Source organism: Sphingomonas sp. FARSPH (genome assembly GCF_003355005.1).
Classification (GTDB): Bacteria; Pseudomonadota; Alphaproteobacteria; order Sphingomonadales; family Sphingomonadaceae; genus Sphingomonas.
Genome location: NZ_CP029985.1, coordinates 453,645 through 478,791, shown reverse-complemented (window position 1 = coordinate 478,791; position 25,147 = coordinate 453,645). Strand labels below are relative to the sequence as shown.

The 25,147-nt window shown below is 63.9% G+C and carries 24 protein-coding genes; 3 read left to right on the top strand and 21 right to left on the bottom strand.

Going from position 1 to position 25,147, the window contains the following annotated elements:
* Positions 1-24 precede the first annotated feature (24 nt).
* The 9 genes from trbJ to DM480_RS02330 form a co-directional block, all read right to left on the bottom strand.
* Complete coding sequence (gene trbJ, locus DM480_RS02370; RefSeq protein WP_198665879.1) at positions 25-786, bottom strand: P-type conjugative transfer protein TrbJ; 762 nt, start codon at positions 784-786, stop codon at positions 25-27.
* Positions 783-3,239, bottom strand: a complete 2,457-nt coding sequence (gene trbE / locus DM480_RS02365; RefSeq protein ID WP_115377379.1) for a conjugal transfer protein TrbE — start codon at positions 3,237-3,239, stop codon at positions 783-785. The genes trbJ and trbE overlap by 4 nt, the downstream gene beginning before the upstream one ends.
* An 11-nt stretch (positions 3,240-3,250) precedes the next feature.
* Entirely contained in the window at positions 3,251-3,529 is a 279-nt protein-coding gene (locus DM480_RS02360) for a VirB3 family type IV secretion system protein (protein ID WP_115377378.1), read from the bottom strand.
* On the bottom strand, positions 3,529-3,864 hold the full coding sequence (locus DM480_RS02355) for a TrbC/VirB2 family protein (RefSeq protein WP_115377377.1): 336 nt from the start codon (positions 3,862-3,864) through the stop codon (positions 3,529-3,531). Before DM480_RS02355 ends, DM480_RS02360 begins: the two co-directional genes overlap by 1 nt.
* Positions 3,861-4,844: a P-type conjugative transfer ATPase TrbB gene (gene trbB / locus DM480_RS02350; RefSeq protein ID WP_115377376.1), complete on the bottom strand. Its 984-nt coding sequence runs from the start codon at positions 4,842-4,844 to the stop codon at positions 3,861-3,863. The genes DM480_RS02355 and trbB overlap by 4 nt, the downstream gene beginning before the upstream one ends.
* Before the next feature lie 145 nt (positions 4,845-4,989).
* On the bottom strand, positions 4,990-5,448 hold the full coding sequence (locus DM480_RS02345; RefSeq protein ID WP_115377375.1) for a CopG family transcriptional regulator: 459 nt from the start codon (positions 5,446-5,448) through the stop codon (positions 4,990-4,992).
* 11 nt (positions 5,449-5,459) lie between these two features.
* Positions 5,460-7,439, bottom strand: coding sequence for a conjugal transfer protein TraG (locus DM480_RS02340; protein WP_115377374.1), 1,980 nt, complete (start codon positions 7,437-7,439; stop codon positions 5,460-5,462).
* Between the two features lie 136 nt (positions 7,440-7,575).
* Complete coding sequence (locus DM480_RS02335) at positions 7,576-8,517, bottom strand: LysR family transcriptional regulator (RefSeq protein WP_115377373.1); 942 nt, start codon at positions 8,515-8,517, stop codon at positions 7,576-7,578.
* Positions 8,518-8,560: 43 nt separating this feature from the next.
* Complete coding sequence (locus DM480_RS02330; protein ID WP_115377372.1) at positions 8,561-9,529, bottom strand: SDR family NAD(P)-dependent oxidoreductase; 969 nt, start codon at positions 9,527-9,529, stop codon at positions 8,561-8,563.
* A 108-nt stretch (positions 9,530-9,637) separates the two neighbouring features.
* Between DM480_RS02330 and DM480_RS02325 the strand changes: the two genes are divergently transcribed.
* Complete coding sequence (locus DM480_RS02325; protein WP_115380702.1) at positions 9,638-10,534, top strand: AraC family transcriptional regulator; 897 nt, start codon at positions 9,638-9,640, stop codon at positions 10,532-10,534.
* 72 nt (positions 10,535-10,606) lie between these two features.
* Here the strand turns inward: DM480_RS02325 and DM480_RS18845 are convergent, their stop codons facing one another.
* The 6 genes from DM480_RS18845 to DM480_RS02295 all read right to left on the bottom strand — a co-directional run bounded on the left by DM480_RS18845 (position 10,607) and on the right by DM480_RS02295 (position 16,221).
* Positions 10,607-11,728, bottom strand: a complete 1,122-nt coding sequence (locus DM480_RS18845) for a DUF3363 domain-containing protein (RefSeq protein ID WP_405053249.1) — start codon at positions 11,726-11,728, stop codon at positions 10,607-10,609.
* Between the two features lie 1,255 nt (positions 11,729-12,983).
* The gene (locus tag DM480_RS02315; RefSeq protein WP_115377370.1) at positions 12,984-13,640 is read right to left on the bottom strand and encodes a lytic transglycosylase domain-containing protein; all 657 of its coding nucleotides are present in this window, start codon (positions 13,638-13,640) and stop codon (positions 12,984-12,986) included.
* Between the two features lie 115 nt (positions 13,641-13,755).
* Positions 13,756-14,301, bottom strand: coding sequence for a S26 family signal peptidase (locus DM480_RS02310; RefSeq protein WP_115377369.1), 546 nt, complete (start codon positions 14,299-14,301; stop codon positions 13,756-13,758).
* On the bottom strand, positions 14,298-14,816 hold the full coding sequence (locus tag DM480_RS02305; protein ID WP_115377368.1) for a DUF2840 domain-containing protein: 519 nt from the start codon (positions 14,814-14,816) through the stop codon (positions 14,298-14,300). The genes DM480_RS02310 and DM480_RS02305 overlap by 4 nt, the downstream gene beginning before the upstream one ends.
* Entirely contained in the window at positions 14,813-15,949 is a 1,137-nt protein-coding gene (locus DM480_RS02300) for a replication initiator protein A (RefSeq protein ID WP_115380700.1), read from the bottom strand. The genes DM480_RS02305 and DM480_RS02300 overlap by 4 nt, the downstream gene beginning before the upstream one ends.
* Entirely contained in the window at positions 15,949-16,221 is a 273-nt protein-coding gene (locus DM480_RS02295; protein ID WP_115377367.1) for a helix-turn-helix transcriptional regulator, read from the bottom strand. Before DM480_RS02295 ends, DM480_RS02300 begins: the two co-directional genes overlap by 1 nt.
* A gap of 460 nt (positions 16,222-16,681) precedes the next feature.
* On the opposite strand from DM480_RS02295, the gene DM480_RS02290 reads away from it, so the two are divergent.
* Complete coding sequence (locus DM480_RS02290) at positions 16,682-16,969, top strand: DNA -binding domain-containing protein (RefSeq protein WP_115377366.1); 288 nt, start codon at positions 16,682-16,684, stop codon at positions 16,967-16,969.
* Positions 16,970-16,978: 9 nt separating this feature from the next.
* Here DM480_RS02290 and DM480_RS02285 read toward each other — a convergent pair whose 3' ends face one another.
* From DM480_RS02285 to DM480_RS02275, 3 genes are all read right to left on the bottom strand, one after another.
* The gene (locus tag DM480_RS02285) at positions 16,979-17,503 is read right to left on the bottom strand and encodes a DUF2285 domain-containing protein (RefSeq protein ID WP_115377365.1); all 525 of its coding nucleotides are present in this window, start codon (positions 17,501-17,503) and stop codon (positions 16,979-16,981) included.
* Between the two features lie 46 nt (positions 17,504-17,549).
* Positions 17,550-17,765, bottom strand: coding sequence for a transcriptional regulator domain-containing protein (locus DM480_RS02280; RefSeq protein WP_115377364.1), 216 nt, complete (start codon positions 17,763-17,765; stop codon positions 17,550-17,552).
* 290 nt (positions 17,766-18,055) lie between these two features.
* On the bottom strand, positions 18,056-18,583 hold the full coding sequence (locus DM480_RS02275; protein WP_115377363.1) for an antirestriction protein ArdA: 528 nt from the start codon (positions 18,581-18,583) through the stop codon (positions 18,056-18,058).
* Between the two features lie 359 nt (positions 18,584-18,942).
* On the opposite strand from DM480_RS02275, the gene DM480_RS02270 reads away from it, so the two are divergent.
* Entirely contained in the window at positions 18,943-21,537 is a 2,595-nt protein-coding gene (locus tag DM480_RS02270; protein WP_115377362.1) for a DEAD/DEAH box helicase, read from the top strand.
* Positions 21,538-21,592: 55 nt separating this feature from the next.
* On the opposite strand, the gene DM480_RS02265 is transcribed toward DM480_RS02270, so the two are convergent.
* From DM480_RS02265 to DM480_RS02255, 3 genes are all read right to left on the bottom strand, one after another.
* On the bottom strand, positions 21,593-22,849 hold the full coding sequence (locus DM480_RS02265) for a three-Cys-motif partner protein TcmP (protein WP_115377361.1): 1,257 nt from the start codon (positions 22,847-22,849) through the stop codon (positions 21,593-21,595).
* A 25-nt stretch (positions 22,850-22,874) separates the two neighbouring features.
* A complete protein-coding gene (locus tag DM480_RS02260) occupies positions 22,875-23,657 on the bottom strand; it encodes a DUF5131 family protein (protein ID WP_115377360.1) in 783 nt (260 codons plus the stop codon).
* Between the two features lie 304 nt (positions 23,658-23,961).
* Positions 23,962-25,094, bottom strand: a protein-coding gene (locus tag DM480_RS02255; RefSeq protein WP_115377359.1) for an IS3 family transposase whose coding sequence is annotated in 2 segments (ribosomal slippage) — positions 23,962-24,833 and positions 24,833-25,094 — 1,134 coding nt in all. Because the reading frame shifts where the segments join, the coding sequence is not laid out codon by codon here.
* Between the last annotated feature and the right edge of the window lie 53 nt (positions 25,095-25,147).

Below are 25,147 nucleotides of genomic sequence, written 5' to 3'. Positions count from 1 at the left end.
GCTATCCATGGTGATGCTCCGCGATCAGTGGCCGTTGAACATCTGCGCGTTGCCGGGCGTGTAGCCCGCGCCCGGCGTCAGGAAGCGGCGGCGCTGTTCTTGGCCCTGTTCGGCGGCCGTCGCCTGCTCGGCGTCCCGCAGTGCCTGCGCCCGGCCATTGGCGGCGACGACGGCGGTAAGGTCGGCGAGCTGCTGGGCCTGGAGCGCGAGAAGCTGGTTGCCGGCCTGCGTCGCCTGGAGCGCGCCGGTTGCGCCCTGGCTCGCCCCGACCAGCCGCGACATCTCGGTGCGGTTGGTGTCGATATTGCCGACGACGGTGGCCTGCACCTTCATCGCATCCTGCAAGCCGCCGACCGTGTTCTGCCAGCGGCTTCGCGCGTCCTGCACGAGCTGGCGGTCGGTAGCCGACAGCGAGACGTTGCCGTATTTGGTCTGGAACGCCTGGTCGATTTGCTGGACATTGTAGGCGATGTTCTGCGCCTGACTGAGAAGTTGCTGGGTGCGCTGCACCGACTGCTGGATTTGTTGGAGCGACGAAATCGGCAGGCTCGCCAGATTGCGCGCCTGGTTGATGAGCATCTGCGCCTCGTTCTGGAGCGAGGTGATCTGCTGATTGATCTGCTGGAGCGCGCGGGCAGCCTGGAGGACGTTCTGTGCATAGTTCGACGGGTCGAACACGATGATGGCGTAGGCCGGCGTGGTGACGATCGGCGACAGGGCCAGCGGCACGGCGAGCAGTGACGCGGCCGTGAACACGGCGCGCGAGCGGAAACGGCGAAGGATCATGAGCGGGACTCCTGTTCGGGTTGGGGAATGGGCGTCGGAAAGGTCGGGAGAAGATCGACCGCCCAGCCGACATCACGGGCGCGAAGCCAGGCGGCGAGAAAGCCGTCGCGGCCGTGCTCGGCGACGATCTGCGCGATGCGTGTCTGGTCGGATTTGGAGGATGCGGCGCAGAGCGCGAGGCCGATTTCGGACAGGCCCAGCTCGAACAGGCGATTGCCGCGCCGCGACTGGCAGTAATAGTCGCGCTTCGGGGTTGCCCTTGCGAGAATTTCGATCTGCCGGTCGTTGAGGCCGAAGCGGCGATAGATGGCGGTGATCTGCGGCTCGATCGCACGTTCGTTAGGCAAGAGCAGCCGCGTCGGGCAGCTTTCGATGATGGCCGGCGCGATCGGCGAATTGTCGATGTCGGACAGCGACTGCGTGGCGAAGATGACGCTGGCGTTCTTCTTGCGCAGCGTCTTCAGCCATTCGCGGAGCTGGTCGGCGAACCCCTCATCGTCGAGCGCCAGCCAGCCCTCGTCGATGATGAGCAAGGTCGGCCGTCCGTCCAGCCGGTCGCCGATGCGATGGAACAGATAGGCCAGCGCGGCGGGCGCGGCCCCGGTGCCGACCAGCCCCTCGATCTCGAACGCCTGCACGCCAGCCGCGCCCAAATGCTCGGTCTCGGCGTCGAGCAGGCGGCCATAGGGACCGCCGACGCAATAGGGTCGAAGGGCTTGTTTCAGGTCGTTGGATTGCAGCAGCACCGACAGGCCGGTGATGGTGCGTTCCCCGACCGGCGCGGTGCTGAGCGACGTCAGCGCCGTCCAGAGATATTCCTTCACCTCCGGCGTGATCGCGATACCCTCGCGCATCAGGATCGCCACCAGCCAATCGGCCGCCCAGGCGCGTTCGAACGTGTCGTCGATCCGCGCGAGCGGCTGGAGCGAGACGGAGAACTCGTCGCCCTCGGTCAGCCCGCCGCCCAGGTCGTGCCAGTCGCCGCCCATGGCGAGCGCGGCGGCGCGGATACTGCCGCCGAAATCGAAGGCGAAGACTTGGGCTTGGTCGTAGCGGCGGAACTGCAAGGCCATGAGCGCCAGCAGCACCGACTTGCCCGCGCCGGTCGGGCCGACGACGAGCGTGTGGCCGACATCCCCGACGTGAAGGGAAAACCGGAACGGGGTCGAGCCTTCGGTCTTGCCGTAGAGCAAGGGCGGCGCGTCGAATTGCTCGTCCCGTTCCGGCCCCGCCCACACCGCCGACAGCGGGATCATGTGGGCGAGGTTGAGCGTGCTGATGGGCGGTTGCCGGACATTCGCATAGGCATGGCCGGGCAGACTGCCGAGCCAGGCGTCCACCGCGTTGACCGTCTCGACCATCGCGGTGAAGTCGCGGCCCTGGATGACCTTTTCGGCGAGGCGCAGCTTCTCGTCGGCGATGCGGGGATCGGCATCCCACACCACGATCGTCGCGGTGACATAGGCCATGCCCGCCGCGTCGGCCCCCAGCTCCTGCAACGCCATGTCGGCGTCGGCGGCCTTGTTGGCGGCATCCGTATCGACCAGCGCCGATGCCTCGTTGGTCATCACCTCCTTCAGGATCGCCGCGATGGACTTGCGCTTGGCGAACCATTGCCGCCTGATCTTCGTGAGCAGCTTGGTGGCGTCCGTCTTGTCGAGCAGGATCGCGCGCGTGCTCCAGCGATACGGAAAGGCCAGCCGGTTCAAATCGTCGAGCAGGCCCGGTGTCGTCGCGGTCGGGAAGCCGATGATGGTGAGGACGCGCAGATGCCGGTCGCCCAGGCGCGGCTCCAGCCCGCCGGTCAGCGGCTGGTCGGTGAGCAGCGCGTCGAGATATACGGGCGTCTCGGGGACGCGAACGCGATGCCGGTTGGTCGATACCGTCGAGTGGAGATAGGTCAGCGTCTCGGGATCATCCAGCCAGCGGCATTCCGGCATGAAGCCGTCGAGCAGCGCCAGCACGCGGTCGGTGCGGTCGATGAAACCGCGCACCACCTCATGGGGATCGACGCCGTTCCGTTCGCGGCCCTCGTACAGCCAGGTCTCGGCGCGGGCGGCGTCCTCGGCCGGCGGCAGATAGAGGAAGGTCAGGAAGTAACCCGACACGAAATGCGTGCCCGCTTCCTCGAACGCGGCCTTGCGCTCTTCGTCCACCAGACCGGATGCCGGATCGGGGAACTGGCTCGCGGGATAGGTGTCAGCTTCGCTGCGCTGCGCCTCGACGAAGATGCTCCAGCCGGAGCCGAGACGGCGGAAGGCGTTGTTGATGCGGCCGGCAACGGCGACCAGCTCGGCCGCGACGGCGCTATCGAGATCGGGACCACGAAACGTCGCGGTGCGCTGGAACGAACCGTCCTTGTTCACGACGATGCCGGGGCCGACCAGAGCGGCCCAAGGTAGGAAGTCGGCAAGGCGCGTGGCGGTGCGGCGATATTCTGAGAGGTTCATCATGGCCGCGCCCCTCAAACCGACAGATGACCGGGGACGCGCAGATGCCGCCGCCCGACCTCGACGAATTGCGGATCGCGCTTCGCCGCCCAGACCGCCGCGACATGGCCGATCGCCCAGATGACGAGGCCGACCAGCCAGAGGCGCAGGCCGAGGCCGACGGCTCCGGCCAGCGTCCCGTTGAGGATCGCGATGGAGCGCGGCGCGCCGCCGAGCAGGATATGCTCGGTCAGTGCGCGGTGGACAGGCACGTTGAAGCCCGGCACGTCCAGTTGCTCGAAGGCGACCGCCATCAGACTAGCGCCCCGCCGCCGAACGAGAAGAACGACAGGAAGAAGCTCGACGCGGCGAAGGCGATCGACAGGCCGAACACGATCTGGATCAGCTTGCGAAAACCGCCCGACGTGTCACCGAAGGCGAGCGCCAGGCCGGTGGCGATGATGATGATGATGACGGCGACGATCTTGGCGACCGGGCCTTCGATCGATTCGAGGATTTTCTGAAGCGGCGCTTCCCACGGCATCGACGAGCCGGAGGCATGGGCGGCCGGGACCATCACGACGTTGATGGTGACGAGTGCGACAGCAGACGCGGCATGGCGGCGCGCGCGCGTTAGGTTACGGATCATGATGGGTCTCCTGTGCTGTTGGGGGTGGCTGGAATGACGCGGTAGTCCCCGTCCGGGCCGAGACCTTCGACGCGGGCGAGTTCGGTGAGTCGGCGCGCGGCACCGCGACCGGCGAGCACCGCCACGAGGTCGATGGTCTCGGCGATCAGGGCGCGCGGGACGGTGACGACGGCTTCCTGGATGAGCTGTTCGAGGCGGCGCAGCGCGCCGATGCCGCTGCCGGCGTGGATGGTGCCGATGCCGCCGGGATGGCCGGTGCCCCAGGCTTTCAGCAGGTCGAGGGCTTCGCTGCCGCGCACCTCGCCGATCGGGATGCGATCGGGGCGCAGGCGAAGCGACGAGCGGACCAGATCGGAGAGCGTCGCTACGCCTTCCTTGGTCCGCATGGCGACGAGGTTCGGCGCGGCGCATTGCAGCTCGCGCGTATCCTCGATGATGACGACGCGATCCGACGTGTGCGCCACCTCGGCGAGCAGCGCGTTGGTCAGCGTGGTCTTGCCGGTCGAGGTGCCGCCTGCAACGAGGATGTTGGCGCGGTCAGCAACGGCGCGGCGCAGGATGTCCACCTGTTCGGCCGACATGATCCCGGCGGCGACGTAATCGTCGAGCGTGAACACCGCGACGGCGGGTTTGCGGATGGCGAAGGCGGGTGCCGCGACGACGGGCGGCAACAGCCCCTCGAACCGCTCGCCGGTCTCGGGCAGTTCGGCGGAAACACGCGGCGACCGTGCATGAACCTCAGCACCGACATGGTGCGCGACCAGGCGGACGATGCGTTCGCCGTCGGCAGGCGACAGCATCTCGCCGGTATCGGCCAACCCTTCTGAGAGGCGGTCGATCCAGATGCGCCCGTCCGGGTTCAGCATCACCTCGACGACGGCCGGGTCTTCGAGAAAGCGGGCGATGGCGGGGCCGAGCGCGGTGCGCAGCATCCGCGCGCCCCGCTGGATCGCTTCCGGTTTCTGGTGTGATGTGGTCATGGCGGCCCCGCTTTTTCGGGGCGCGCGACAAACGATCCCCGGATCGGGGTCGATTAAAAGAGCCTGAAATCAGGCCGGTTCAACAAGTATCCAACGCCGTGCGGGGAACGGCGGCTATCGGCAGCGAATAGGACGGGTTGAACCTTCAGCCGGGATCGCCATTCGGCTCTTCGTCTGTTTCGAAACCGGCTTCGAGCGGTCGGACATCGCGCGACAGTTCTCTGAGAAACCTGTCGCCGGCCGCCAATCGCCTGCCGAGCGTCTGCATGTATCCCTTGTAGCGTTCATTGCCCATGGCGCGGGCGGCGGCCTTTCCAGACTCCGGCACCGGCGGCGTGGTGGTCAGCCAGAAATGAACGAAGAGCGAGATGGCTTCCCCGAGCACGGCCAAGTCTTCGTCCAGCCCGTCGATCTGTCGGCCGAACTTGTCGAGACGGCGCGACATGGCCGCCTCCAGCCGCTCGGTCGTATCGCCCGAAAGGAAAGACGCGACGGCCGCTTCCACGATCGCGGATTTCGAGACGTTGCGTCGGAGCGCCAGTGCCTCGACCTGTTTCAGCAAGGCCGGGTCGAAATAGACGTTCATGCGGGTGCGCGTCGTCATCGGCGTCCCCCTCAAAGCTCGATGCCGTCGCCGGGGTCGAGCGACGCTTGCCGCGCCACCACCCGTATTCGAGCGCGCATGGCCTTCGCCTTCGCGGCGTCAACGTCGGGTTCGTCGTCGAGAAGGTCGAACTCCTGAGCGGGCGATGGCGGCGGCGCGACGATTTCCTCATGCTCGGGCAAGTCCGGCTCGCGGCGGATGCCGGCATTGGCGGGATCGCCGCCCATGTCGTCGGCAGTCGCCGGAGGCGTGTTGTTCCCCGCCATGGCGACGCGACCGGTCCAATCATCGGATGGGACGGTTGCAGCCGCCGCCAGTTTCGGCGGGGTCAGGATACGCTCCTGCAAGCGCGCGTCCTCGAAATAGCGGGCCTTGGTGGCGCGGATCGGCGGTGTGCCGGCGACCATGACGATTTCGTCGGTCGGCGGGAGCTGCATGATCTCGCCCGGCGTCAGCAACGGCCGCGCCGTCTCCTGCCGCGACACCATGAGATGCCCCAGCCACGGCGACAGCCGATGACCGGCATAGTTGGTGGAATCGCGCATTTCCGTCGCCGTGCCGAGCGCGTCCGACACGCGCTTGGCCGTGCGCTCGTCGTTCGTGGCGAAGCTGACGCGCACATGGCAGTTGTCGAGAATGGCGTTGTTCGGCCCATAGGCCCGTTCGATCTGGTTGAGGCTCTGCGCGATGAGGAACGATTTCAGGCCATAGCCCGCCATGAAGGCCAGAGCGGACTCGAAGAAATCCAGCCGGCCGAGCGCCGGAAACTCGTCGAGCATCAGCAGCAGGCGATGACGCTTACCGGAGGTTTTCAGTTCCTCGGTCAGCCGGCGGCCGATCTGGTTGAGGATCAGGCGTATCAGCGGCTTGGTCCGGTTGATGTCGGACGGCGGCACGACGAGGTATAGGCTGACCGGCTCCTTGCCGCCGACGAGATCGGCAATGCGCCAATCGCATCTTGCCGTGACACGGGCCACGACGGGATCGCGATACAGTCCCAGGAAAGACATGGCGGTGGACAGCACGCCGGAGCGTTCGTTGTCGGATTTGTTCAGCAGTTCGCGGGCCGACGAGGCGATGACTGGATGCACGCCGGCATCGCCCAGATGCGGCGTGTCCATCATGGCTCGCAAGGTCGCCTCGACCGGGCGGCGTGGATCGGACAGGAAGTTGGCGACACCCGCCAGCGTCTTGTCCGGCTCGGCATAGAGGACGTGCAGGATCGCGCCGACGAGCAGGCTATGGCTCGTCTTTTCCCAATGGTTGCGCTTGTCGAGGCTACCTTCGGGATCGACGAGAATGTCCGCGATGTTCTGCACGTCGCGGACTTCCCATTCGCCTTGCCGCACCTCCAGCAGCGGATTGTAGGCGGACGATCCGGCGTTGGTCGGATCGAACAACAGGACGCGGCCGTGCCTGGCGCGGAAGCCCGCCGTCAGCGTCCAGTTTTCACCCTTGATGTCATGGACGATCGCCGATCCCGGCCAAGTCAGCAGCGTCGGCACGACGAGGCCGACACCCTTGCCCGATCGGGTCGGCGCAAAGCACAACACATGCTCGGGACCGTCATGCCGGAGATAGTCGCGCTCGTAGCGGCCGAGCACGACGCCATCGGGATCGAGCAGGCCGGCGGCGCGGATTTCCTTGTCGTCGGCCCAGCGCGCCGAACCATAGGTCGCGACGTTGCCGGTTTCGCGCGCGCGGATGATCGACATGGCGATGGCTGCGACGATCGCGATGAACCCGCCGGACGCTGCGATCATCGCGCCCTCGGTAAAGATCGCTGGCGCATAGGCGTCGTAGGAAAACCACCACCAGAAGAAGACGGGCGGATGGTAGATCGGCCAGCCGGCCAGCTCGAACCACGGATGACCGAGCTGCGGCTGAAACCCGAGCCGCCATGCCGTCCATTGCGTCGCCGCCCAGATCGCCACCACGGCGATAGCGAAGACGACGGCAATCTGACCCCAAAGTATTCGGCCCCCGCGCATACAGGCTCCAATCGGCAAAAATGTCGGAGCCGATCAGAGAATGGGCGAATTTGGGACTGGCAACGGCCAACATGAGCCGAGAGGGCTGCCGGCTGCTATCGGCGGCGAATAGGATGGTTTGCCCCCGCGTCGATGCCTATGCGGCTTGCGTCGCCGGGCTCATCTCGCTCGCCAGCGCGAAAAGATTTTGGAGTGCGACGCTTCGGTTGTGCGGCGACCATACCGCCGAGAAGACGATCGGCCCCGGCTCGTCCGTGATTGGCAGCAATACGATGCCGGCTGTAGGGAACAATCCACTCGCCTTGCCGACAAGAGTGACCCCGAAGCCCTGCGCGACCATAGATAGCAATGTCCCGCGCTCGACCTCGAAACGCCGGATCGCGGGTTGCGACCATCGGCCAGCTAGGCGCAGCACGATATGGTCGTGGACTTGCGGCCCGGTGCCGCCTCGACGGACGAGGAATTGTTCGGCAGCGAGATCGTCCCACGTCAGGCTAGGTTGATCCGCAAGCCGGTGATCGACCGGCAGAGCCGCCATCAACGCCTCCGTCCAGATCGGCCGTGAGTGGCAGTCGGGCAGCTCGAACGCGCCGACGACGAATGCCACGTCAATCCTGCACGCTCGAACCTGCACGACCGCATCGCGCGCGGTGGCTTCGGTCATCTCGATGGCGATGCCGGGATGATTTCTACGATAGTCGGCCAACAGGTTGTCGAGAAAGCTGCCCGCGATCAGGCCATGGACGCCGATGCGCAGGCGACCGCATTCTCCCGCCGCCGTCATGCCGGCGATCTTCACGGCATGGTCGAGCTGTTCGATCCCCGCCGCGACCTGTTCGACAAAAAGGCGTCCGGCTTCCGTCAGCCGGACGCCGCGCGTGTTGCGCTCGAAAAGCAGGACACCAAGTTCCACCTCCAGCGCCCGGATACGAGCGCTGATCCCTGACTGGCTAATGCCGAGAGCATGGGCGGCATGATGAAAGTTCAGGTGCTCCGCGACGGCGAGGGTTTGGATAAGCGACACGAGAGGGATACGCGCACCTAGTCGAGTCGGCTGTCCCGATTCGCGATCAATCATTGGTGCAGAATGCCACCGCCGCCGCATCGCTATCCGCCCTCCGTCATCGGACGGTTGCCATGGGCGGAATATTCGCCACGGCCGCGACCGAATATTTCCAGAGCCGTTCGGCTTCGTCGGGATCGGTTGCATAGGAGCGAACACCAACGAATGGCTCGTCGGTCGTTTCGGCACGCAAGGCCACATCGCAGTCTTCGCAATACAAGCCGCCAAGTTCGGCAAGCATGGGCGACGTTGCGGCCCATACCGCCGTTGCCGCCCCCTGTTCCGGTGTTTTGAACGTCGGGTCCGCCGGAGCGCCGTCCCTATCCAGCCAGCCGGCTTCGACCATTTCCGCCTGCGACAGATGCCGTTGCAGCGGGGTAAAAATTTTGCCCGGATGCAGCGAGAAGGCGCGGATGCCCGCCTCGTGGCCAGAACGGTCAAGGTGGACGGCAAAGAGCGCGTTGGCTGTCTTCGATTGGCCGTAGGCGAGCCATTTGTCGTAACCGCGCTCGAAATGAATGTCGTTCCAGCGGATCGGAGAATTGTGATGGCCGGCGGACGACACCGATACGACGCGCGCACCGCCTTCAAGCGCGGACCACATCCATGTGGTCAACGCGAAATGGCCGATATGGTTGATTGCGAATTGCGACTCCCAGCCCGGCCCGATGCGCTTTTCCGGGCAAGCCATGACACCCGCATTGTTGATGAGCATGTCGATATGGATGCCTGCCGCAAGGATGCGGTCGGCAAAGGTGCGAATGCTGTGCAGGTCTGAGAGGTCCAGTTGCTCGACGCTGACGTTTGGAATGCTGGCGGTGGAGTTGGTGGCCATTGCCGGATTACGCGACGCGACAATCACCCTCGCGCCGGCTGCGGCTAACGCTTTGACAGCTTCGAGGCCCAGGCCGGAATGACCGCCGGTAACAATCGCACTTTTGCCGGATAGATCGAAACCGGCGAGCACTTCGCTCGCAGTTGTTCTTGCTCCGAAGCCGGAGCCGATCGGCTTTTGATGATTGGTCATGCGAATCTCCTGTCGTCTCTGACGTTCAGGAAAAGATGGACACTGGAAAGTGGACGATCCATGCTGTAAGATACGAAATATCTTCTCTATCGTTCGGAATTGCTTCTCTTGGACCCTCTTTCCGATGTTCTTTCCCTCTTGCGACCGAAGAGCGCGATCAGCGCCGGCCTCGACGCGGGTGGCGATTGGGCCATCCGCTTTCCTCCGCATGAGGGCATCAAGTTCAACGCGGTCATGCGTGGATCTTGTTGGGTGCAGGTCGAGGGAGAATCGGAGCCGCAGAGGATCGAGGCCGGCGACTGCTTTCTCCTGACGCGAGGCCGTCCTTTCCAATTTGCAACCGATCTTTCGCTGCCAGCAATAGATTCCCCTTCGATCTACGACCGTGCGGTCGATGGCATCGCAACGTGTAACGGAGGCGGAGATTTCTTCCTGATCGGTGGAAGGTTTTCCTTTGACGGCGATCATACTGCATTGCTGTTCAATGCTCTGCCGACGATCCTGCACGTTCACGACGCATCGGCTCAAGCCGCCGTGCTACGCTGGGCGCTGGAACAACTCGCTGGCGAACTCAAAGCGCGGCCGCCGGGCGGCGCGCTGATGGCAGAGCATCTGTCGCAAATCATGCTGTTGCAGGTGCTTCGCCTGTGGCTCGCATCCGAAGGCATCAAAGCGCCGGGGTGGCTTGGGGCGTTGGCGGACCCTCGGCTGGCGCGCGCTATCGGAGCGATGCACGCTGATCCCGCCAGGAAGTGGGCGCTCGCTGAACTTGCCAATATGGCGGGCATGTCGAGAACCAGTTTCGCCGAACGCTTTCGCAACGTGGTTGGCCAGACACCGCTCGACTATCTCATCCATTGGCGTATGAGATTGGCGGCTGACCGACTGCGGCGAACTGACGAGCGTGTTTGCATGATCGCCTCGTCCGTAGGCTATGAGTCCGAAGCCGCGTTTAGCACGACCTTCCGCCGCATCATGGGAACCTCGCCTGGGCGCTACAGGTAAGTAAGCCATGAATGAATCCAAGATCGGGGCGGCATCGGTTCGGCGAGCCGGCCATCGGTTCGATCCGCGCTGCTAAAGCCCAACCCCTCGCTGCCGCCCCAGCTGCCACGACACCGAACCGCTCTGAGCGATGCCACTGATCTCCTTGCCAAGCTGACGGTCGATGACCGGCCGCCAGGGGACAAGGGTGAACTCGTGGCTCTGCTCGACCACGGCGAACTTGCCGCTCGATAGCTGGGCGGTCCCGGTGAACTTGCCGCTGACCCTCTCGCCATCGCTCGCAGTGTGGAACGGGAGGTTCTTGCTCATCGCCATCTCCGCCCCGACACGGGCGACTTCGCGCTCGCGCAACGTGCCGAGAAGATTGCGCCGATAGAAGACGCGGCCATCCGAGTGGCGCTCGGCGTCGCCCCGGCCGATGTGATGTTCGCGGCGACGGTCCATCGCCTCGGCGACCTGCTGACCGAAGCCGGATGGCGACAGGTCCCGCGACGCGCTCGATATGAGGCGGCGGTCGAGCCAGGTCGCGCCATCCGCGCCGATCTGCTTCTCGAGATCGAAGGTGGAGAGGACGCGCACGCTGGCCTGCCGGTTGCGGCCGGCGTCATAGGCGGCGGCACGGTTCTCGAAGTCCTGCGGGATGCGCCATCGGTCGGGGTCGATCTGTTCGGCGATGCCGGCGCGGCGCAATGCCTCCAACCGACGAACATGCGCATCGACGAAGCCCTCATAGTCGCCGCCCGGAACGCGGCCCTCGAACTTCGCCTGTTCGAGATGGCGGCTCGGCCGATACGTGCCGTCTTCGGCGATGGCTGCGATGGCGCGGTCGGATGGCCGCTGCCTGGTATCAGGCGGGCCGATCTCGATGATGCTGCCGATCCGCGCATCTTCGACGCGGGCCGGGTCTATGCCGGGAACATGGTGGGTCCGTCCGTCGATTCCGTCGAGCACGACGGTCAGGGTCTCGCCCAGCTCGTCCGTCAGATACTTATCGACGACACGGCCGACGATCGGGACTTCGGGCGCGGTGTCGTGAAGCTGGAAGATCGCCGGGTCTCGGTCGAGGCCATCGGCCTTCAGCGCCCCGTGCATGGTGCGGATGATGTCGCCGCGCTCGCCCATTTCGCGCAAGGTCGGCTCCATCCGCTCGCTCAGTTCCCAGACGCCCGGCGCGTGCTCGGTGGCGAGGCCCATCGTCTCCAGCCTGGCGAGACGACGCAGGTGGAGAGTCCGGTCGAACTGACGCCTGGGATCGGCCGGCGTGTCGCGCAGGTCGAGCAAGCGGTCGTCGGCTTCCTCGGCCATGGCGCGGTCGATGCGGGTGAAACGGTCTTGGTCGATCTCGGCCGACAGCTTGCGGTTCTGCTCCATCTCGGTGACGGGGCCAAGCTCCAGCGTTGCCAACTCGCTCGCCCGCTCGCGGATGCCGTTGGCGAGATAGTCGCCGTTGATGACCAAAACTGCGCCCAGCTCGTCCTTGCCCCGGACGATGACATGCACATGGGGATGGCCGGTGTTGTGGTGATTGACCGCGACCCAATCGAGTTTCGTGCCGAGATCGGCTTCGACCTGGCGCATCAGGTCGCGGGTATGGGCGGTCAGGTCGGTGAGGTCCGCGCCGTCCTCCGGCGAGACGATAAACCGGAACTGGTGACGGTCATCCGCGCCGCGCTCGACGAAGGCATCACCATCAGCGCGATCCTCGTTGGCGGAATAGAGCTGGCCCCGCTCGCCGTCGCGCGCGGTGCCGTCACGCTGGATATAGCGCAGGTGGGCGGCGGACTTGCCGTTCTTGCCGGCGCTCTGGACATAGCGGGTCTTGACGATGACGCGGCGCATTCCCTGCGCGCTGTGACGCCAGCCACCCGACAAGGTGCGCGACCGGACGAAGGCCGCACCGCGCCCGCGCTTCAAGCCCGGCCCGCCGCTCGTCCGCGCGGTCTTGCCGCCCGTGGTACTCGGCTTCGATCTGGACCGGGACGACGATGGCGACGATGACCGCGACGGGCTGTTGCTCTGCTGGCGGGCGATCTTCTTCGCCTGGGTCAAGAAGCTCCTGGCCTTGCCCAGTTTCGGCGCATCGGATCGGACACGGCCGGGCTTTGGCCGGAAGCGGATTTCGTCATCGGCACTCATGGGCGCGGCTCCGGCGGGAATCTCTGACAATCGACCATCTGGCGGCCACGGTGCCGGCCCAAAGGTAACAACGCCAAGGTGTTGAGCGACATCGCGGCACTACAGATCGAAGGACAAGGTGCCATTCGCACCGCTCCAAAACAGTGTGCAGACAAGGGCTTGCCCCGAAACCGAGCCAACGGAGTGCCGGTTTCTTTTATCTTGCCCTCCGCTCCTTCGTCCCTTTCTGCCCTTCCGACCCCATATGCCGACAGACGAACACCCGCCTGCCGGCACATCGGAACGAACCCCATCGCGCACGAATGCCTCGCCATCATCGCGTGTTTCCGATCCTCGCTCGGGCAATGAAGATACCGCCGCCTTGTGCTTCCCGATCGACGGGCGCACGCACCGGGACGGTTGCGCGACCGTCATCGGATTGCGCGCCGGATGACGATATGACGGCAGGCTGGGCGTCGGTCGAGCGCGCGACGAAGATCGCGGCCTCGCGCCAATCGGGCGGCGGTGCGGTGTTCTCGACCGTCGTTTCAGGTGTCAGCGCACTGCCGAGAACAGGTGCGAGTGCGGCGACATAGGCGCGTGTCTCGGCGGGCAAGGCGCGGCCCGTCGAACGATGGTCGTCATAGCGGCCGGGACCGGCATTGTAGGCGGCGAGCATCGCCGTGACATTGCCGTAGCGATCCCACATTTCGCGCAGATAGGCCGCGCCCGCCATGATGTTGTCGCGCGCGTCATGAGGGTCGCGGCCGAGCCGATAGCGGATACGCAACGTCGCCCAGGTGTCGGGCATGACCTGCATCAGTCCCATCGCCCCCGCCGGGGAAATTGCACGCGCATCGCCCGCACTCTCGGCGCGCAGCACGGCACGAATCCAGCGTTCGGGAATGCCGAACCACTGCGCCGCCTCGGCGATATGGGCGGCATAGGGAACGACGGCGGCTGGACGTGCAATCGGCGCGGACTGCGCCATCGCTAAGGTCGGCCTCGCGCAGACCGCGAATGCGCCGAGACCCACAAGAACGGCATCTCGCCATGCCGATTTCTCAAACGAATTGAGCACGAATAGCCTCCTTGATTGGGGGAAGTCAGCGCGTCGCCGCGCGCCATTCGAAGCGGCCGTCGCCGTCCTCGTCGGTCCAGAGCGGCAGCGCCCGGCCGATGACGGTGTTCGCGGGAACGGGTCCGAAGTAGCGGCCGTCCAGGCTGTCGCGGACGCGCCCGTTCAGCAGGAAGAGTTCATCGCTGGCGACGACGCGACAGCCTCGCCAGACGGGCAGCGCGCGGCCGACCCGATCGCGCTCCAGCGCCTCGCCCATCTCCACGCCATCGACCGTGATGGCGGATCGCGAGCGGCAAACTCGCTGCCCTGGAAGCCCCGCGACGCGCTTCAAAAGCGGCACGCCGCGTCCGATATAGCCGCGCTCCACCATGAAGGTGGCGAGCGGTTCGGGCGGCATGACCGCGACCAGCTCCGGCACCGTGAGCCTGTCGGCCCGCTCAATGGTATAGAGACCGATCGGCGCGCTGGCCGTGACGTTCCAGACGAGTTTCGTCGGCATCGGGATGACGGTCGCGACCGCGACGCCCAGCACCGCCAAATATGTCGCCATGACATAGCCGAACCGAGTCATGGGTCGATCCTCCGGCGGCCGATCCATGCGGCGTGACGCTCGGGCGTGTAGACGTTCGGCTCCTGATTGGCGGTCAGCCGGTTGTGGACGTGTCGCCAGTGGTCGGGCGAAGCATCGGCGGGATCGACGCCGAACGCCTCCACCGCGTCGATAGCCGCGAGCACACGCTGAACCTTGTGCCACCCATTGAGACACAACAGGATGTCGCCGCCCGGACGCACGAAGGGCACGGTCTGGAACGGTTCGCCGCGACGGACGGCGCGCACGATGTCGATGCGCGAGACGACGGTGCCATGATCGCCCGCCGCCCAGCGGACGAAGGCGAAGACGCTATCGGGCGCGAAGCCGACGACGCTGCGGCGGCGGTCGATGATCCGTTCGTAGCTCTTGCGGCCGAACCTGATCCAGTGCTCGACCTTCTGCTTCTGGAAGGTCAGTTCGACCAATGTGGTAAAGGGCGCTGGCCCGTCCGGTTGGGGACGACCATGCGCGTGACGGGGTGCCTTGCCGCTCATCGCTGGCCTCCATCGCTGTCGGACGGATCGGGCGTCAGCATGTCCCGCAGCACGTCGGCGACCGACCTTGCGGCACCGGCACCACGCCTCGCCTGCGCGCGCGTCAGAGAAGAAAAGTTAGATTCTCTGTTAGACTCTAAGTTAGCAGCCGGATTCCGCTTTTCGGGCCAGAGGCTTAACTGTGGTCCGCGCGCCTGATGTGCCGATAGTGCTGCGCCTGATGTACCGATACCCTTTGCGCCTGATGTGCCGATGGTTTTCACACCCTTATCAACAGGCACTGTGGACGGGGTTTCGGGCCGGATTTGCAGCAGCTCGCGCCGCCCTTCGCGGCGAATGTCGAGGCGATAGCCGAGCAGCGATTGCCGGGCGGCGATGCGGCGCAGGTCGAGGGCGAAATCGGAAATCCGCGCGAGGCTGCCGGACTTCTTATGAAGGTGCGCGATCTCGAACAGCCAGCCGTGCGGCTGGTGCCCGGCGTGCTTGCGGGCGACGCGATAGAGCCAGCGTTCGATACCGCCCGTCAGCCGGAAATAGGCCGGGTCGATGGTGAGGACGAGCGAACGATCGACGACGCCGGAGTAAAACCATTCGGGCAGGACGAACTCCATGCCCTCGAAGCGGCCGTCGCGCGTGGTCATCTCCTCCCATTCGTTGATCCAAGAGAATTGCCGTCGCCGCCAATGCTCGCCGTGGCGGATCGTCGTGCGAATGGAGGTCGATTGCAGGCGGGCGAGCGCGGCTTTCAGCAACAGATATTGGCGATTGCCGGTCGGCCGACCAATAGCGCGCAGCAGATGGTAGGGCGTGAAGCGGAAGAAGCGCGAGGTGTTCAGGCCGGCGTTCCTGGCCGCCACGATCTGCGAGGCCGCCCATATCAGCACGTCGGCATCCCAGATGGTCGCCATGCCGTGTTCGGGCATGGCGAAGACCTGCACCTCGATGTCGGCCGTCTTGTAGAGAATGGGCGTGGTGCGCGGCGTCTTCGCCAGGGAGAAGAAGGGCCGCTCCATCAGGTCGCGTTGGTCGCGCGGCGGCGCATCGCCGGTCGCGACCACGAAGGGAGCGAGGCGGCTGCGTTCGCTGGTGTCGCACGGCTGCGCGGCGGGTTCATGATCCTCGTCGCGCAGCATCAGCACTCGCCCCGCTCTTGCGGCGTCAGCGGACGGGCGGGAAAGACCTTGCCGGCCGTCGTGTCGCGGGTGGATTTGCGCGAGCCGATCTCGGTCCAGGCTTCGAGGTCGTGGACGGTATAAAGGACGCGCCCGCCGACCTTGCGATAGGTCGGGCCGGTGCCATAGGTGCGATGCTTTTCGAGGGTGCGGATGGAAATGCCGAGGAAGCGGGCGGCTTCCTGAGTGCGCAACATGCGCGGCGGCAAATCCGCGTTGGGGCGGACGGCCATGGATCACCTCTGGTTCGTGGTCGATGCCGCTGCCGTCTGGCGAGCGGGCTGTGGCGAACCATGGCGAGGGATCGGCGGCCGGTAGCGTGCCGCATTTGCGGCCACACGCTGACGGCACCCCCTGGGAGCACAAAAAGCCGAACGTTTTCAGTGAGGCTCTATCCGTCGCGCTGAATAGGCGAAGACAATTCCGGCCATTTCGGATAAGGCTGGGGAAGGAGCAGTGACGCGCTGTTCCGGGGGCGTAGTAACCCCTGACTAGCGGTTGGTGCCGGCCGTGACGGCACCACACTCCTTGACCCTATGGTCGGGGAGCCTGTGGCGTATGCAACAGGCTTTCCAGCTAAAGGCCATGGGGCCGTCTAGTCACGGTTACTAACTCCCCGATCACCAGGAGTCAGAGAGGACGTTTGCGGGGGCGCACCGCAGACAAACTTCTCCGAAGGCGGAGGGAGCGGCGATGCGAACCCCTATCGAACTCGACCCCGATGTGGCTGACGAAGCGCCGTCCGGCGATGCGATCACGCCCTACGACGAGCGGCATTTCGTCACCTACATGCGGCTGCTGGATGCCGAGGCCGAGCACGCGGACTGGCAGGAAGTCGCGCCGATCGTGCTGCATCGTGATCCGATCGCCGATGCGCTGCGCACCCGTCGTTGCTGGCAAAGCCATCTCGAACGCGCGCAATGGCTATCGCGCGAAGGCTATCGCCGGATACTGGAACAGGCGGCGGCCAACAGACCCTGACGGATGGTGTCACGGCCGCGTTTTCGGCTTGATGGGATAATGCAGTAACAGGCGATAGCCGCCGCGCATCATCTTGATGCCGTGCGCGACGAGCCGGCGCACCTTGTTCTTGCTCGGATCGGCCTCCCAATCCTCCTTGCTGCCCCGGAAGCCGAGTAGCACTTCGGCAATGGCACGATAGCTCTCGCCGCGTAGCCGGGCATCGAGCGCCCGTAACGACAGGATGTGCCATTGTCGCAGTTGCTCGGGCAGCGCCCGAAAGTCCGCGCCTGGCGGGCGTCCCGTGAGGGCGCGCCAGAGTCGGCGCGCGGCGTGGGCGCGAAGCTCCAGCCAGGAATCCATCGGCAGGGTCGCGGCGTAGAAGGCGACGGCGTCCGGCACGGCTTCGCGCAGCCAGAATTGATGAACGACGCCATCGGCTTGCCAGATGCCGTGCCAGCCATCTTCGGCCTGCCGCAGTCGAAGGCCGCCGCGATGCGCGAGGACGATCATCGGCTCTGCCTCGCCGCTCTGATGCTCGGCAGGCGACAGCATGACCGCTTGCGGCTGCAAGCCCGGCGACCAGACCGGCGGCTCAAGGTCAGGCGGTGCGTCGGGGTCGCTTGGGAAATCGCAACCCCCAGCGCCGAACGAAGCGTTCGAGGCGGTCAGCGCGAGGGCTTCCGTCCGCGCTGGCGGACCGGAAATCCTCCCGGTATTCGTCGTTGCGACGAAGATATTCCCAAGCAAAACCGGCGGCGGAAATGGTTTTCGTGTGTGCGTATGCCGCCGGCGAGCGCCAGTCGATACTCAGCATGGCTTCACCTCCCCAATTCCGGGCGGTGCAGGACGAAGCCCGGATCGGGATGGTCATGGAGAAAGAGGGATCGGTGTAGCCGCTCTATCCAGATAACTGGAGTGCGTAACACGATCGCAATTATAGTTAATTCATATCCGTTTTGGTTGTTCTATCTCGATATTGGAAAATCCGGCAAGCGGTCGCCATCCTGCCAGGTCGAACGCTGCTTGCCACACGCCTCCATGCAACAGCGGGCCGCCGCATTCCGTCGCTTTGCCGGCAAGGGCTGGCAAAGCGACGGATGCCTTTCAGCGGCGGGAAAAGACATGAACCTCGTCATACGCGGTTTCCACCGTAAACAGGTCGCCGCCCAACTCGGCATCGCGCGCCATCGCCTGCCAGTCGATGTAGTAGCGCAGGGCGTCGGGGATCGTGACCGTATCGGCGGTCAGCTCTTCCATGTAATCGGCAAGGCTGGTGAACTGACCATGGTAGCAGTCCCGCATGGCGGTCTCGGCCTGGTCGATGTCGCCGACGAACTCGTTCAGCAAACCCGCGCCCAACGCGCCATGCTCGGCGACGAATGCGGCGATCCGCGCCACGTTCTCGATACCGGCGAACTCCTCGATGGCGACGCCCTCGAAGCCCTCGTAATCGTGGATGGCATATTCCTCCGCACCCTCGATCGGCGAGCGCGATAGCATGGCGGCGATCTCGCTTCTGATCTCATCGGCATCCTGATCTGCGTCGATCCAGGCACCATGCAGATAGCCGTTGTTGTAGGCGGCAAGGCAGGCGACATAAATGCGGGGGTTGCTTTCGGCTGCGTCGGTCATCTCTCTGTTCCTCGGAGCTTGGGTTCAGAGCAGCGAAGCGCCGCTCCTGAACCCCTGCCCGTCGGCGAGACCGGGGGTAGCAAGGGGCAAGGGCGACCGGGACGGAGGGGGATCACCCGGCCTGTACGGAACGGAGGAACGACGTGGAGGAAGGCTGGGGATACCGACCTGGACGAGCGTCAGCGATCCCTTGCCCCGCGCGTGGGGCAGCGCCCCTAGCGACCCCATCAAAAAGCGCAGAAACTATGTTGGAGCTACTTCCTGCCGGCGGTCGGTCGCTAACGCTCGACCCTAGGTAGCTTTTTTGGAATGAGTGGCATCAACAACGACCTACCGAATCTCGAAAGCAGCCCCGATCTATGGCATTCAAAAAGAACACCGCGACCCTGAGCGCGCCCGACTCCCCCGCAAAGCTTTTTCAGACTCTGACCCGGCGGAAGCTGCCGGATGTCATGACGCACCAGCGCGATATGCTTCGCGCTTATGGCGAGCAGATGGTCGATGAAAAGGATGTTGCACTTCAACTGCCGACAGGAAGCGGCAAGACGCTGGTCGGTCTGCTGATTGCGGAATGGCGGCGGCGCAAGTTCAAAGAACGTGTCGTTTATCTTTGCCCCACGCGGCAACTCGTCAACCAGACCGTAGATCAGGCGCAGAACCGCTACGGCATTGATGCCGTTGGCTTCACCAGCGCGAAGAAGAATTACTCTGCGGCATCCAAGTCGGATTACACCACTGGGGCCAAGGTCGCTGTCACCACCTATTCCAGCCTGTTCAACGTCCGCCCCTTTTTCAGTAATCCAGATGTGGTCATCATCGACGACGCCCATGCTGCCGAAAACTACATCGCCAAGATGTGGTCGCTGGAAATACCGGCCGGCGACGACGACCATGCCGCGCTTCATGCGGCCGTCAGCGATCTGCTGCGTCCCTACCTGACTGGCCAGTCCCATGCCCGCCTCACCGGCGACTGGAAAGACCCGTCGGACGCGACATGGGTGGACAAGCTGCCATCGACAGTCCTTCAGGAAATCGCGCCGAAACTCACCGACATCATCGACGCTAATTCTGATGCCAGCGATGATGTTACATTCCGCTGGCAATTGCTGCGCGACCACCTGTCGTCATGTCACGTCTATCTTGCGTCGCGTGAAATCCTCATCCGCCCGTTGATACCGCCGGTCTGGGATCATGCTCCATTCGCCAACGCCAAGCAGCGCATCTTTATGTCGGCGACATTGGGTGCCGGTGGTGATCTGGAACGACTGACCGGCACGTCGGCGATCCGGCGACTGCCTGCTCCCGAAGGATTCCGCTCGACAGGCGTCGGACGACGCTTCTTCATCTTTCCGGGCCTGTCGCTCGAACCGGCCGAGTGCGAGAAGCTGCGGCTGAAGATGCAGAAGCTTGCCGGGCGGTCTGTCGTCCTGACGCCGAACGACGCTGCGGCAGCGACCATCCGCGCGCAGGTGGAGGAACTCGACGGCTTCGAGATTTTCAACGCTGCCGACATCGAAGACTCGAAGGACGACTTCGTCGGTGCCGATAAAGCGGCTGCCATCATGGCCGGCCGCTTCGACGGCATCGACTTTCCTAATGATGAATGTCGCCTCCTATGCCTTGACGGACTGCCGAAGGCGACCAACGCCCAGGAACGGTTCCTGATGACCAAGATGGGCGCGATGGCGCTGTTCAACGAACGGCTCCAGACGCGCGTGTTGCAAGCGGCAGGGCGCTGCACCCGCGCCCTGCAAGATCGTTCTGCGGTGTTCGTTACTGGGCACGAGTTGCTCGAATATTTGGCCGATGATCGTAATTGGGCGCATTTCCATCCGGAGCTTCAGGCCGAACTCGCATTCGGGGTCGAGCAGTCGAAAGATGTCGATACCGATGATCTCATCGGCAATTTCAAGAGCTTTCTCGCCAATAAGAACGACTGGGCCGAGGCCAACGCTGAAATCCTCGACAATGCGAACGACTACACCCAGACGCCCTATCCGGCGATGGACATTCTCGAAAGCGTCGTCGCCCACGAAGTGCGTTATTCGAAGGCGCTATGGATGGGAGATGCCGATACCGCACTCGTCGAAGCCCGAGCGATCACGGCAAAGCTGACCGCGCCAGAACTTCGTGGTTATCGTGCGCTGTGGCATTATCTGGCCGGAGCCGTCGCCTGGTCGATGTCAAAGGCGGTCAACGACGCGCACCAGCAGACGGCGCGCGAACAGTTCGGCGAGGCAATGAAGGCCGCGCCAGGCGTAGGCTGGCTGGCGCGGCTGGCGAAGGCGCAATCCACGGATGAGGCAGCCGAGTCCGAGATCGTTGACGAGGATGCCATCGTCCAAGTCGAACGTCTCGAAGCTACGCTGCTTGCGATGGGTACGGCGAACGACCGCGCGTTCGAGAAGAAGGCCAAGCGCATTCTCAAGAACCTCGTCAAGCCGGAGACGTTCGAGGAAGGCCAGCGCGAGTTGGGCGAGCTGCTTGGGTTCACCGCCGGAAACGGGGAGTCCGATGCCGCGCCCGATCCTTGGTGGCTCGGAGAAACCAAGGGAATCGTTTTTGAAGATCATGCAAATGGCAGCGCCACGACGGTGTTCGGCGCAGAAAAAGCGAAGCAAGCTGCGATGCACCCCGACTGGATCAAGGAAAATGTGCTGGGCGCTGGCGATCTGAACTTAACTGCAATTCTCGTCACGCCGTGCACTAAGGCAGGCATCGGCGCGAAGCCGGCCTTGAAGAAAGTACTCTATTGGTCGGTCGATGATTTCCAAAAGTGGGCGAAGAAAGCCATTCAGACCGTGAGGGAATTGAAGGCGAAACTGCCGCCGCACGGCGATCTGTTCTGGAAGGATGATGCGAAGGATCGCCTGCACAAGGACGGGCTGACCCAATCCACGATTGTCGAACGGTTGAAAAAGGCAGCCGATGCGATGGAGTTCGTCGGAAAGTGATCGTTTGGGTCACGGTCGATCAACGATCGTGACCCAATTCTTCGACGCGCAATCCCTATTTCGCCTTCGTTCCCGCATTCAGGAACATCGGGAAGAAGCTGCGCTGGTTCTTCAGCTTGATGATGTCGTTCACCGCGATCGTATTGGCCTTGCGTCGCTCGCCGCCAGACGGTGTAATTACCTCAAGGTCCGGGTTCTCGATGATCGCCGCGTGAACGTCGTCCGCGTGCGCCGGGGTAACGTTGTAGATGCTTTCGTAGAACTCCATCACCGATATCGCGTCGCCCGCCTCGGTCACGAGACGGGGGATGTCGTCCAGCAATTGGGTCTTCGCTGACGCCCGTCCGCTATCGTCGAAGAGATACAGCATCCCCTCGTCATGCCGAGGATCGTAAGACAGCATATTGAGGCCCGGCCTGCCGACGTGTGCCTGCAAGCTCGCATTGTCGTGGAGGATGTTATTGTAGACCTGCCGCGCCCGATACGCATTGGCGAAGTGGATCAGCCAGTATCGCCACCCGCCGGGATTGTTGATCGAGAACGGGCTGACATAGGGAGCGCACAAGCGGAAGGCGTCGAAGACGATCTTCTCGGCCGTGCCGAGCCAGTCCTTCCTGCTCATCAGCCCGTCGAGTGCCTGCATGTCGTTGGACGGAATACCAAGGTGGTCGAGCTGCGTGCGCAGGCGCTCGGGCTCGTCCTTCTGAAGAAACGCCAGCAGAGATGTGATGACGAAGGTGTAAAAGATTTCGGCTGCGGGCCAGGAATGCATAATGTCTAGGATTGTGCGGCGTTCGACATGGCTATGGCCGCACTGGTCGAGGTTGAAGATCACGCTCCGATAGCGGCCCTGTCCCAGCAGCACCTTGATCTTCGGATAAGCGACCTCGAAGAAGTCGTTAAGATACTCCACCTTTAAGTGAAGCTTGGGGCAGGTCAGCGCGATGTCGGCCTGCATCGGGGCGACATGCGTCTTCAGTAGCTCGATCGCGTCGCGGCTGGCGTCGTTAAAGACGAGCAAGCACTCGACCTCGATCGCGCCGAGTCCCTGAACGGCCCGCTGCGTGTTCACCGCTTCGACCGCCCGCTTCAGCTCCTCAATGAATATCAGTGGCGAGCCGGCCGCCCCGCATTGATAGCGACCGCCGCCGGCAAAGCCATCGATGATGGCGAGCCGGAACCGTTCCTGCTGCGGCAGCTTGCAGCGGACGGTGAGATAGTCGAACACATATTCGCGAAGGATTTTGTGCTTCCGATGCGAGTGTTCTTCGAGGACTGCGCCGTCCGCCCACTCATATCGCTTCTCGACCACACTGCCTCCCCTGTTCCCGGCTCCGTTACACGACAGCGTGCATCACGGCCGGCATCTCATCCCAGGTCTGCCCACGATACTCGCGGCCGTTCGCCTTCTTCGATCGCTTCTTGTTGTCCTTGCCCCAAGTTCCCCATTGCTTGAAGAAGAAGGCGGTGCCGGCCGACAGGCATCGGGCGTGAATTTCGTCGATCCATTCCTCACGGATCGGACGGGCGGACTTGCCGCTTTCGCCGCCGACGATCGCCCAATGGATGCCACTGAGATCGACGGTGCCGACCGCTCCGATCAGGGGCTCGAACGAAATGAAGCGGATCGCGGCGGGCGCTCTTCGCAGATGGTCGATGCGATCCACAACATCGGCGTCCTCGATGCTGGTGCCGAGCCAGACATTGGGCAGGACTTCCCCGATCTGGCCGGCAACGAGTGCTGCCATCCGCTCGGGTCGCTTGGTGAGAATCTGATAATTATGCCGCGGCGTGTCGCGCATCACCTGCCAGACATCGCGGATGAAGGCGTCGGTCACCCGTTCATGGAACAGATCGCTCATCGAGTTGACGAAGATCTTGCGTGGCTTACGCCAGCGATGCGGGATCGACAGCGCCTCGCGGTCTTCGCGCACCACGCCGTTCCAGACGGTCCGCTTGCCGGTCTTTCGGGTCAGCCCGGCATATTTGTCAACGCCCATCGCTTCGAGACGCTTCGCCATCTCCATCGCATAGCAATGCGTGCAGCCGGCGGTGACGATCGAACACCCCGCGACAGGATTCCAGGTGGAGTCGGTCCACTCGATCTGGGTTTCAGCCATGCCGCCCTCCCGCTCGACGCCAGATGGTAATTGACATCACACCGCTCCCCCCAAGGAATTGATGGATCGAAACCCGGAAAAGTCCTTTTCCTTATCAGCGAAAACGACGCGATTGTTAGCGTCAGCGATCGATTGGACGATCATGGCGCGATGAAGCTCAGAAGTGGCTCGGTTTGTCTGAACAGCCTTTGACGTTTTGATAAGTGGATCGTCTGCGGGTTGGTTGTTCAAGCTGCCGCCTGCGGGGCGTCATGAAGGTCGGGCGTAGCCCGGCCGGAGTGACGCCCCGCAAGTCGCGGCCCATTCACGCTGCCACGGCCTGTGGCAGATTGTCAAAGTAGGTTTGATCAGGCGTACGTCCACCGAGGCTCGAATGAGGTCTTCGGGCATTGTAGAAGCCCAGATATCGGCCGATCGAACTGCGCGCTTCGCTGACCGAGGCGTAGGCGTGCAGGTAGACTTCCTCGTACTTTACCGAGCGCCACAGCCGCTCGACCACGACATTGTCGCGCCAGGCGCCGCGCCCGTCCATGCTTATGGCAATCCCCTCGCGCCGGAGCACGCCGGTGAAGGCCTGGCTGGTGAATTGGCTGCCCTGATCCGTATTGAAGATCTCCGGCTTGCCATAGCGCGCCAGGGCTTCCTCGAGTGCTTCCACGCAGAAGTCGGCTTCCAGCGTGATCGAAATCCGGTGGCTGAGGACCTTGCGGCTGAACCAATCGACGATGGCGACGAGATAGACGAAGCCCCGGGCCATGGGGATGTAGCTGATATCCGTAGCCCAGACCTGGTTGGGCCTCACGATCGGCAGCTTACGCAGGAGATAGGGGTAGATCTTGTGCCCTTGCGCCGGCTTGGAAGTGCTGGGACGGCGATAGACCGCCTCGATCGCCATCTTCTTCATCAGGCTCCCGACATGGCAGCGGCCGATCTCGATGCCCTCCTGGCGCAGGAAATCGCGTAGCATCCGGCTCCCCGCGAACGGAAACTCCAGGTGCAACGCGTCCATGCGCCGCATGATCGCGAGGTCTTCCGACGAAACCGGCCGGGGCAAATAATAGACACTACCCCGGCTGATCCCCAGTTCCTTCGCCTGCCGCTTCACGGGCAAGGTGTGCGAGCGGTCGATCATCGTTTTGCGCTCGGCAACAGACCTGCCTTGCCGAGCGCGCCTTCCAAAAAATCGTTCGCCAGCGTCAGCTCACCGATCTTGGCGTGCAGCGTCTTCACGTCGATCGCGGGCTCGACCGAGGCCTTCTCAGAGCCAAACACGCCGGCCGCCCCTTCAAGCAACTGCATGCGCCAGGTCGTGATCTGGTTGGGATGCAGGTCATAATCCTGTGCCAGCTCCGCCAGCGTCTTCTCGCCCTTGATCGCGGCAAGCGCTACCTTCGCCTTGAAAGCCGGGCTGTGGTTGCGCCGGGGTCGTCTGCTCATTCTCTGCTCCTGTCTCGCAGCCTTTCTGGCCGCTCTCAGGCAGAATATCCAAT

Bases quoted from the DNA above. Each gene is read 5' to 3' on its own strand.
- trbJ (WP_198665879.1), bottom strand. From the start codon at position 786: ATGATCCTTCGCCGTTTCCGCTCGCGCGCCGTGTTCACGGCCGCGTCA.
- trbE (WP_115377379.1), bottom strand. From the start codon at position 3,239: ATGATGAACCTCTCAGAATATCGCCGCACCGCCACGCGCCTTGCCGAC.
- DM480_RS02360 (WP_115377378.1), bottom strand. From the start codon at position 3,529: ATGGCGGTCGCCTTCGAGCAACTGGACGTGCCGGGCTTCAACGTGCCT.
- DM480_RS02355 (WP_115377377.1), bottom strand. From the start codon at position 3,864: ATGATCCGTAACCTAACGCGCGCGCGCCGCCATGCCGCGTCTGCTGTC.
- trbB (WP_115377376.1), bottom strand. From the start codon at position 4,844: ATGACCACATCACACCAGAAACCGGAAGCGATCCAGCGGGGCGCGCGG.
- DM480_RS02345 (WP_115377375.1), bottom strand. From the start codon at position 5,448: ATGACGACGCGCACCCGCATGAACGTCTATTTCGACCCGGCCTTGCTG.
- DM480_RS02340 (WP_115377374.1), bottom strand. From the start codon at position 7,439: ATGCGCGGGGGCCGAATACTTTGGGGTCAGATTGCCGTCGTCTTCGCT.
- DM480_RS02335 (WP_115377373.1), bottom strand. From the start codon at position 8,517: ATGATTGATCGCGAATCGGGACAGCCGACTCGACTAGGTGCGCGTATC.
- DM480_RS02330 (WP_115377372.1), bottom strand. From the start codon at position 9,529: ATGACCAATCATCAAAAGCCGATCGGCTCCGGCTTCGGAGCAAGAACA.
- DM480_RS18845 (WP_405053249.1), bottom strand. From the start codon at position 11,728: ATGGGCCTCGCCACCGAGCACGCGCCGGGCGTCTGGGAACTGAGCGAG.
- DM480_RS02315 (WP_115377370.1), bottom strand. From the start codon at position 13,640: ATGGCGCAGTCCGCGCCGATTGCACGTCCAGCCGCCGTCGTTCCCTAT.
- DM480_RS02310 (WP_115377369.1), bottom strand. From the start codon at position 14,301: ATGACTCGGTTCGGCTATGTCATGGCGACATATTTGGCGGTGCTGGGC.
- DM480_RS02305 (WP_115377368.1), bottom strand. From the start codon at position 14,816: ATGAGCGGCAAGGCACCCCGTCACGCGCATGGTCGTCCCCAACCGGAC.
- DM480_RS02300 (WP_115380700.1), bottom strand. From the start codon at position 15,949: ATGCTGCGCGACGAGGATCATGAACCCGCCGCGCAGCCGTGCGACACC.
- DM480_RS02295 (WP_115377367.1), bottom strand. From the start codon at position 16,221: ATGGCCGTCCGCCCCAACGCGGATTTGCCGCCGCGCATGTTGCGCACT.
- DM480_RS02290 (WP_115377366.1), top strand. From the start codon at position 16,682: ATGCGAACCCCTATCGAACTCGACCCCGATGTGGCTGACGAAGCGCCG.
- DM480_RS02285 (WP_115377365.1), bottom strand. From the start codon at position 17,503: ATGCTGTCGCCTGCCGAGCATCAGAGCGGCGAGGCAGAGCCGATGATC.
- DM480_RS02280 (WP_115377364.1), bottom strand. From the start codon at position 17,765: ATGCTGAGTATCGACTGGCGCTCGCCGGCGGCATACGCACACACGAAA.
- DM480_RS02275 (WP_115377363.1), bottom strand. From the start codon at position 18,583: ATGACCGACGCAGCCGAAAGCAACCCCCGCATTTATGTCGCCTGCCTT.
- DM480_RS02270 (WP_115377362.1), top strand. From the start codon at position 18,943: ATGGCATTCAAAAAGAACACCGCGACCCTGAGCGCGCCCGACTCCCCC.
- DM480_RS02260 (WP_115377360.1), bottom strand. From the start codon at position 23,657: ATGGCTGAAACCCAGATCGAGTGGACCGACTCCACCTGGAATCCTGTC.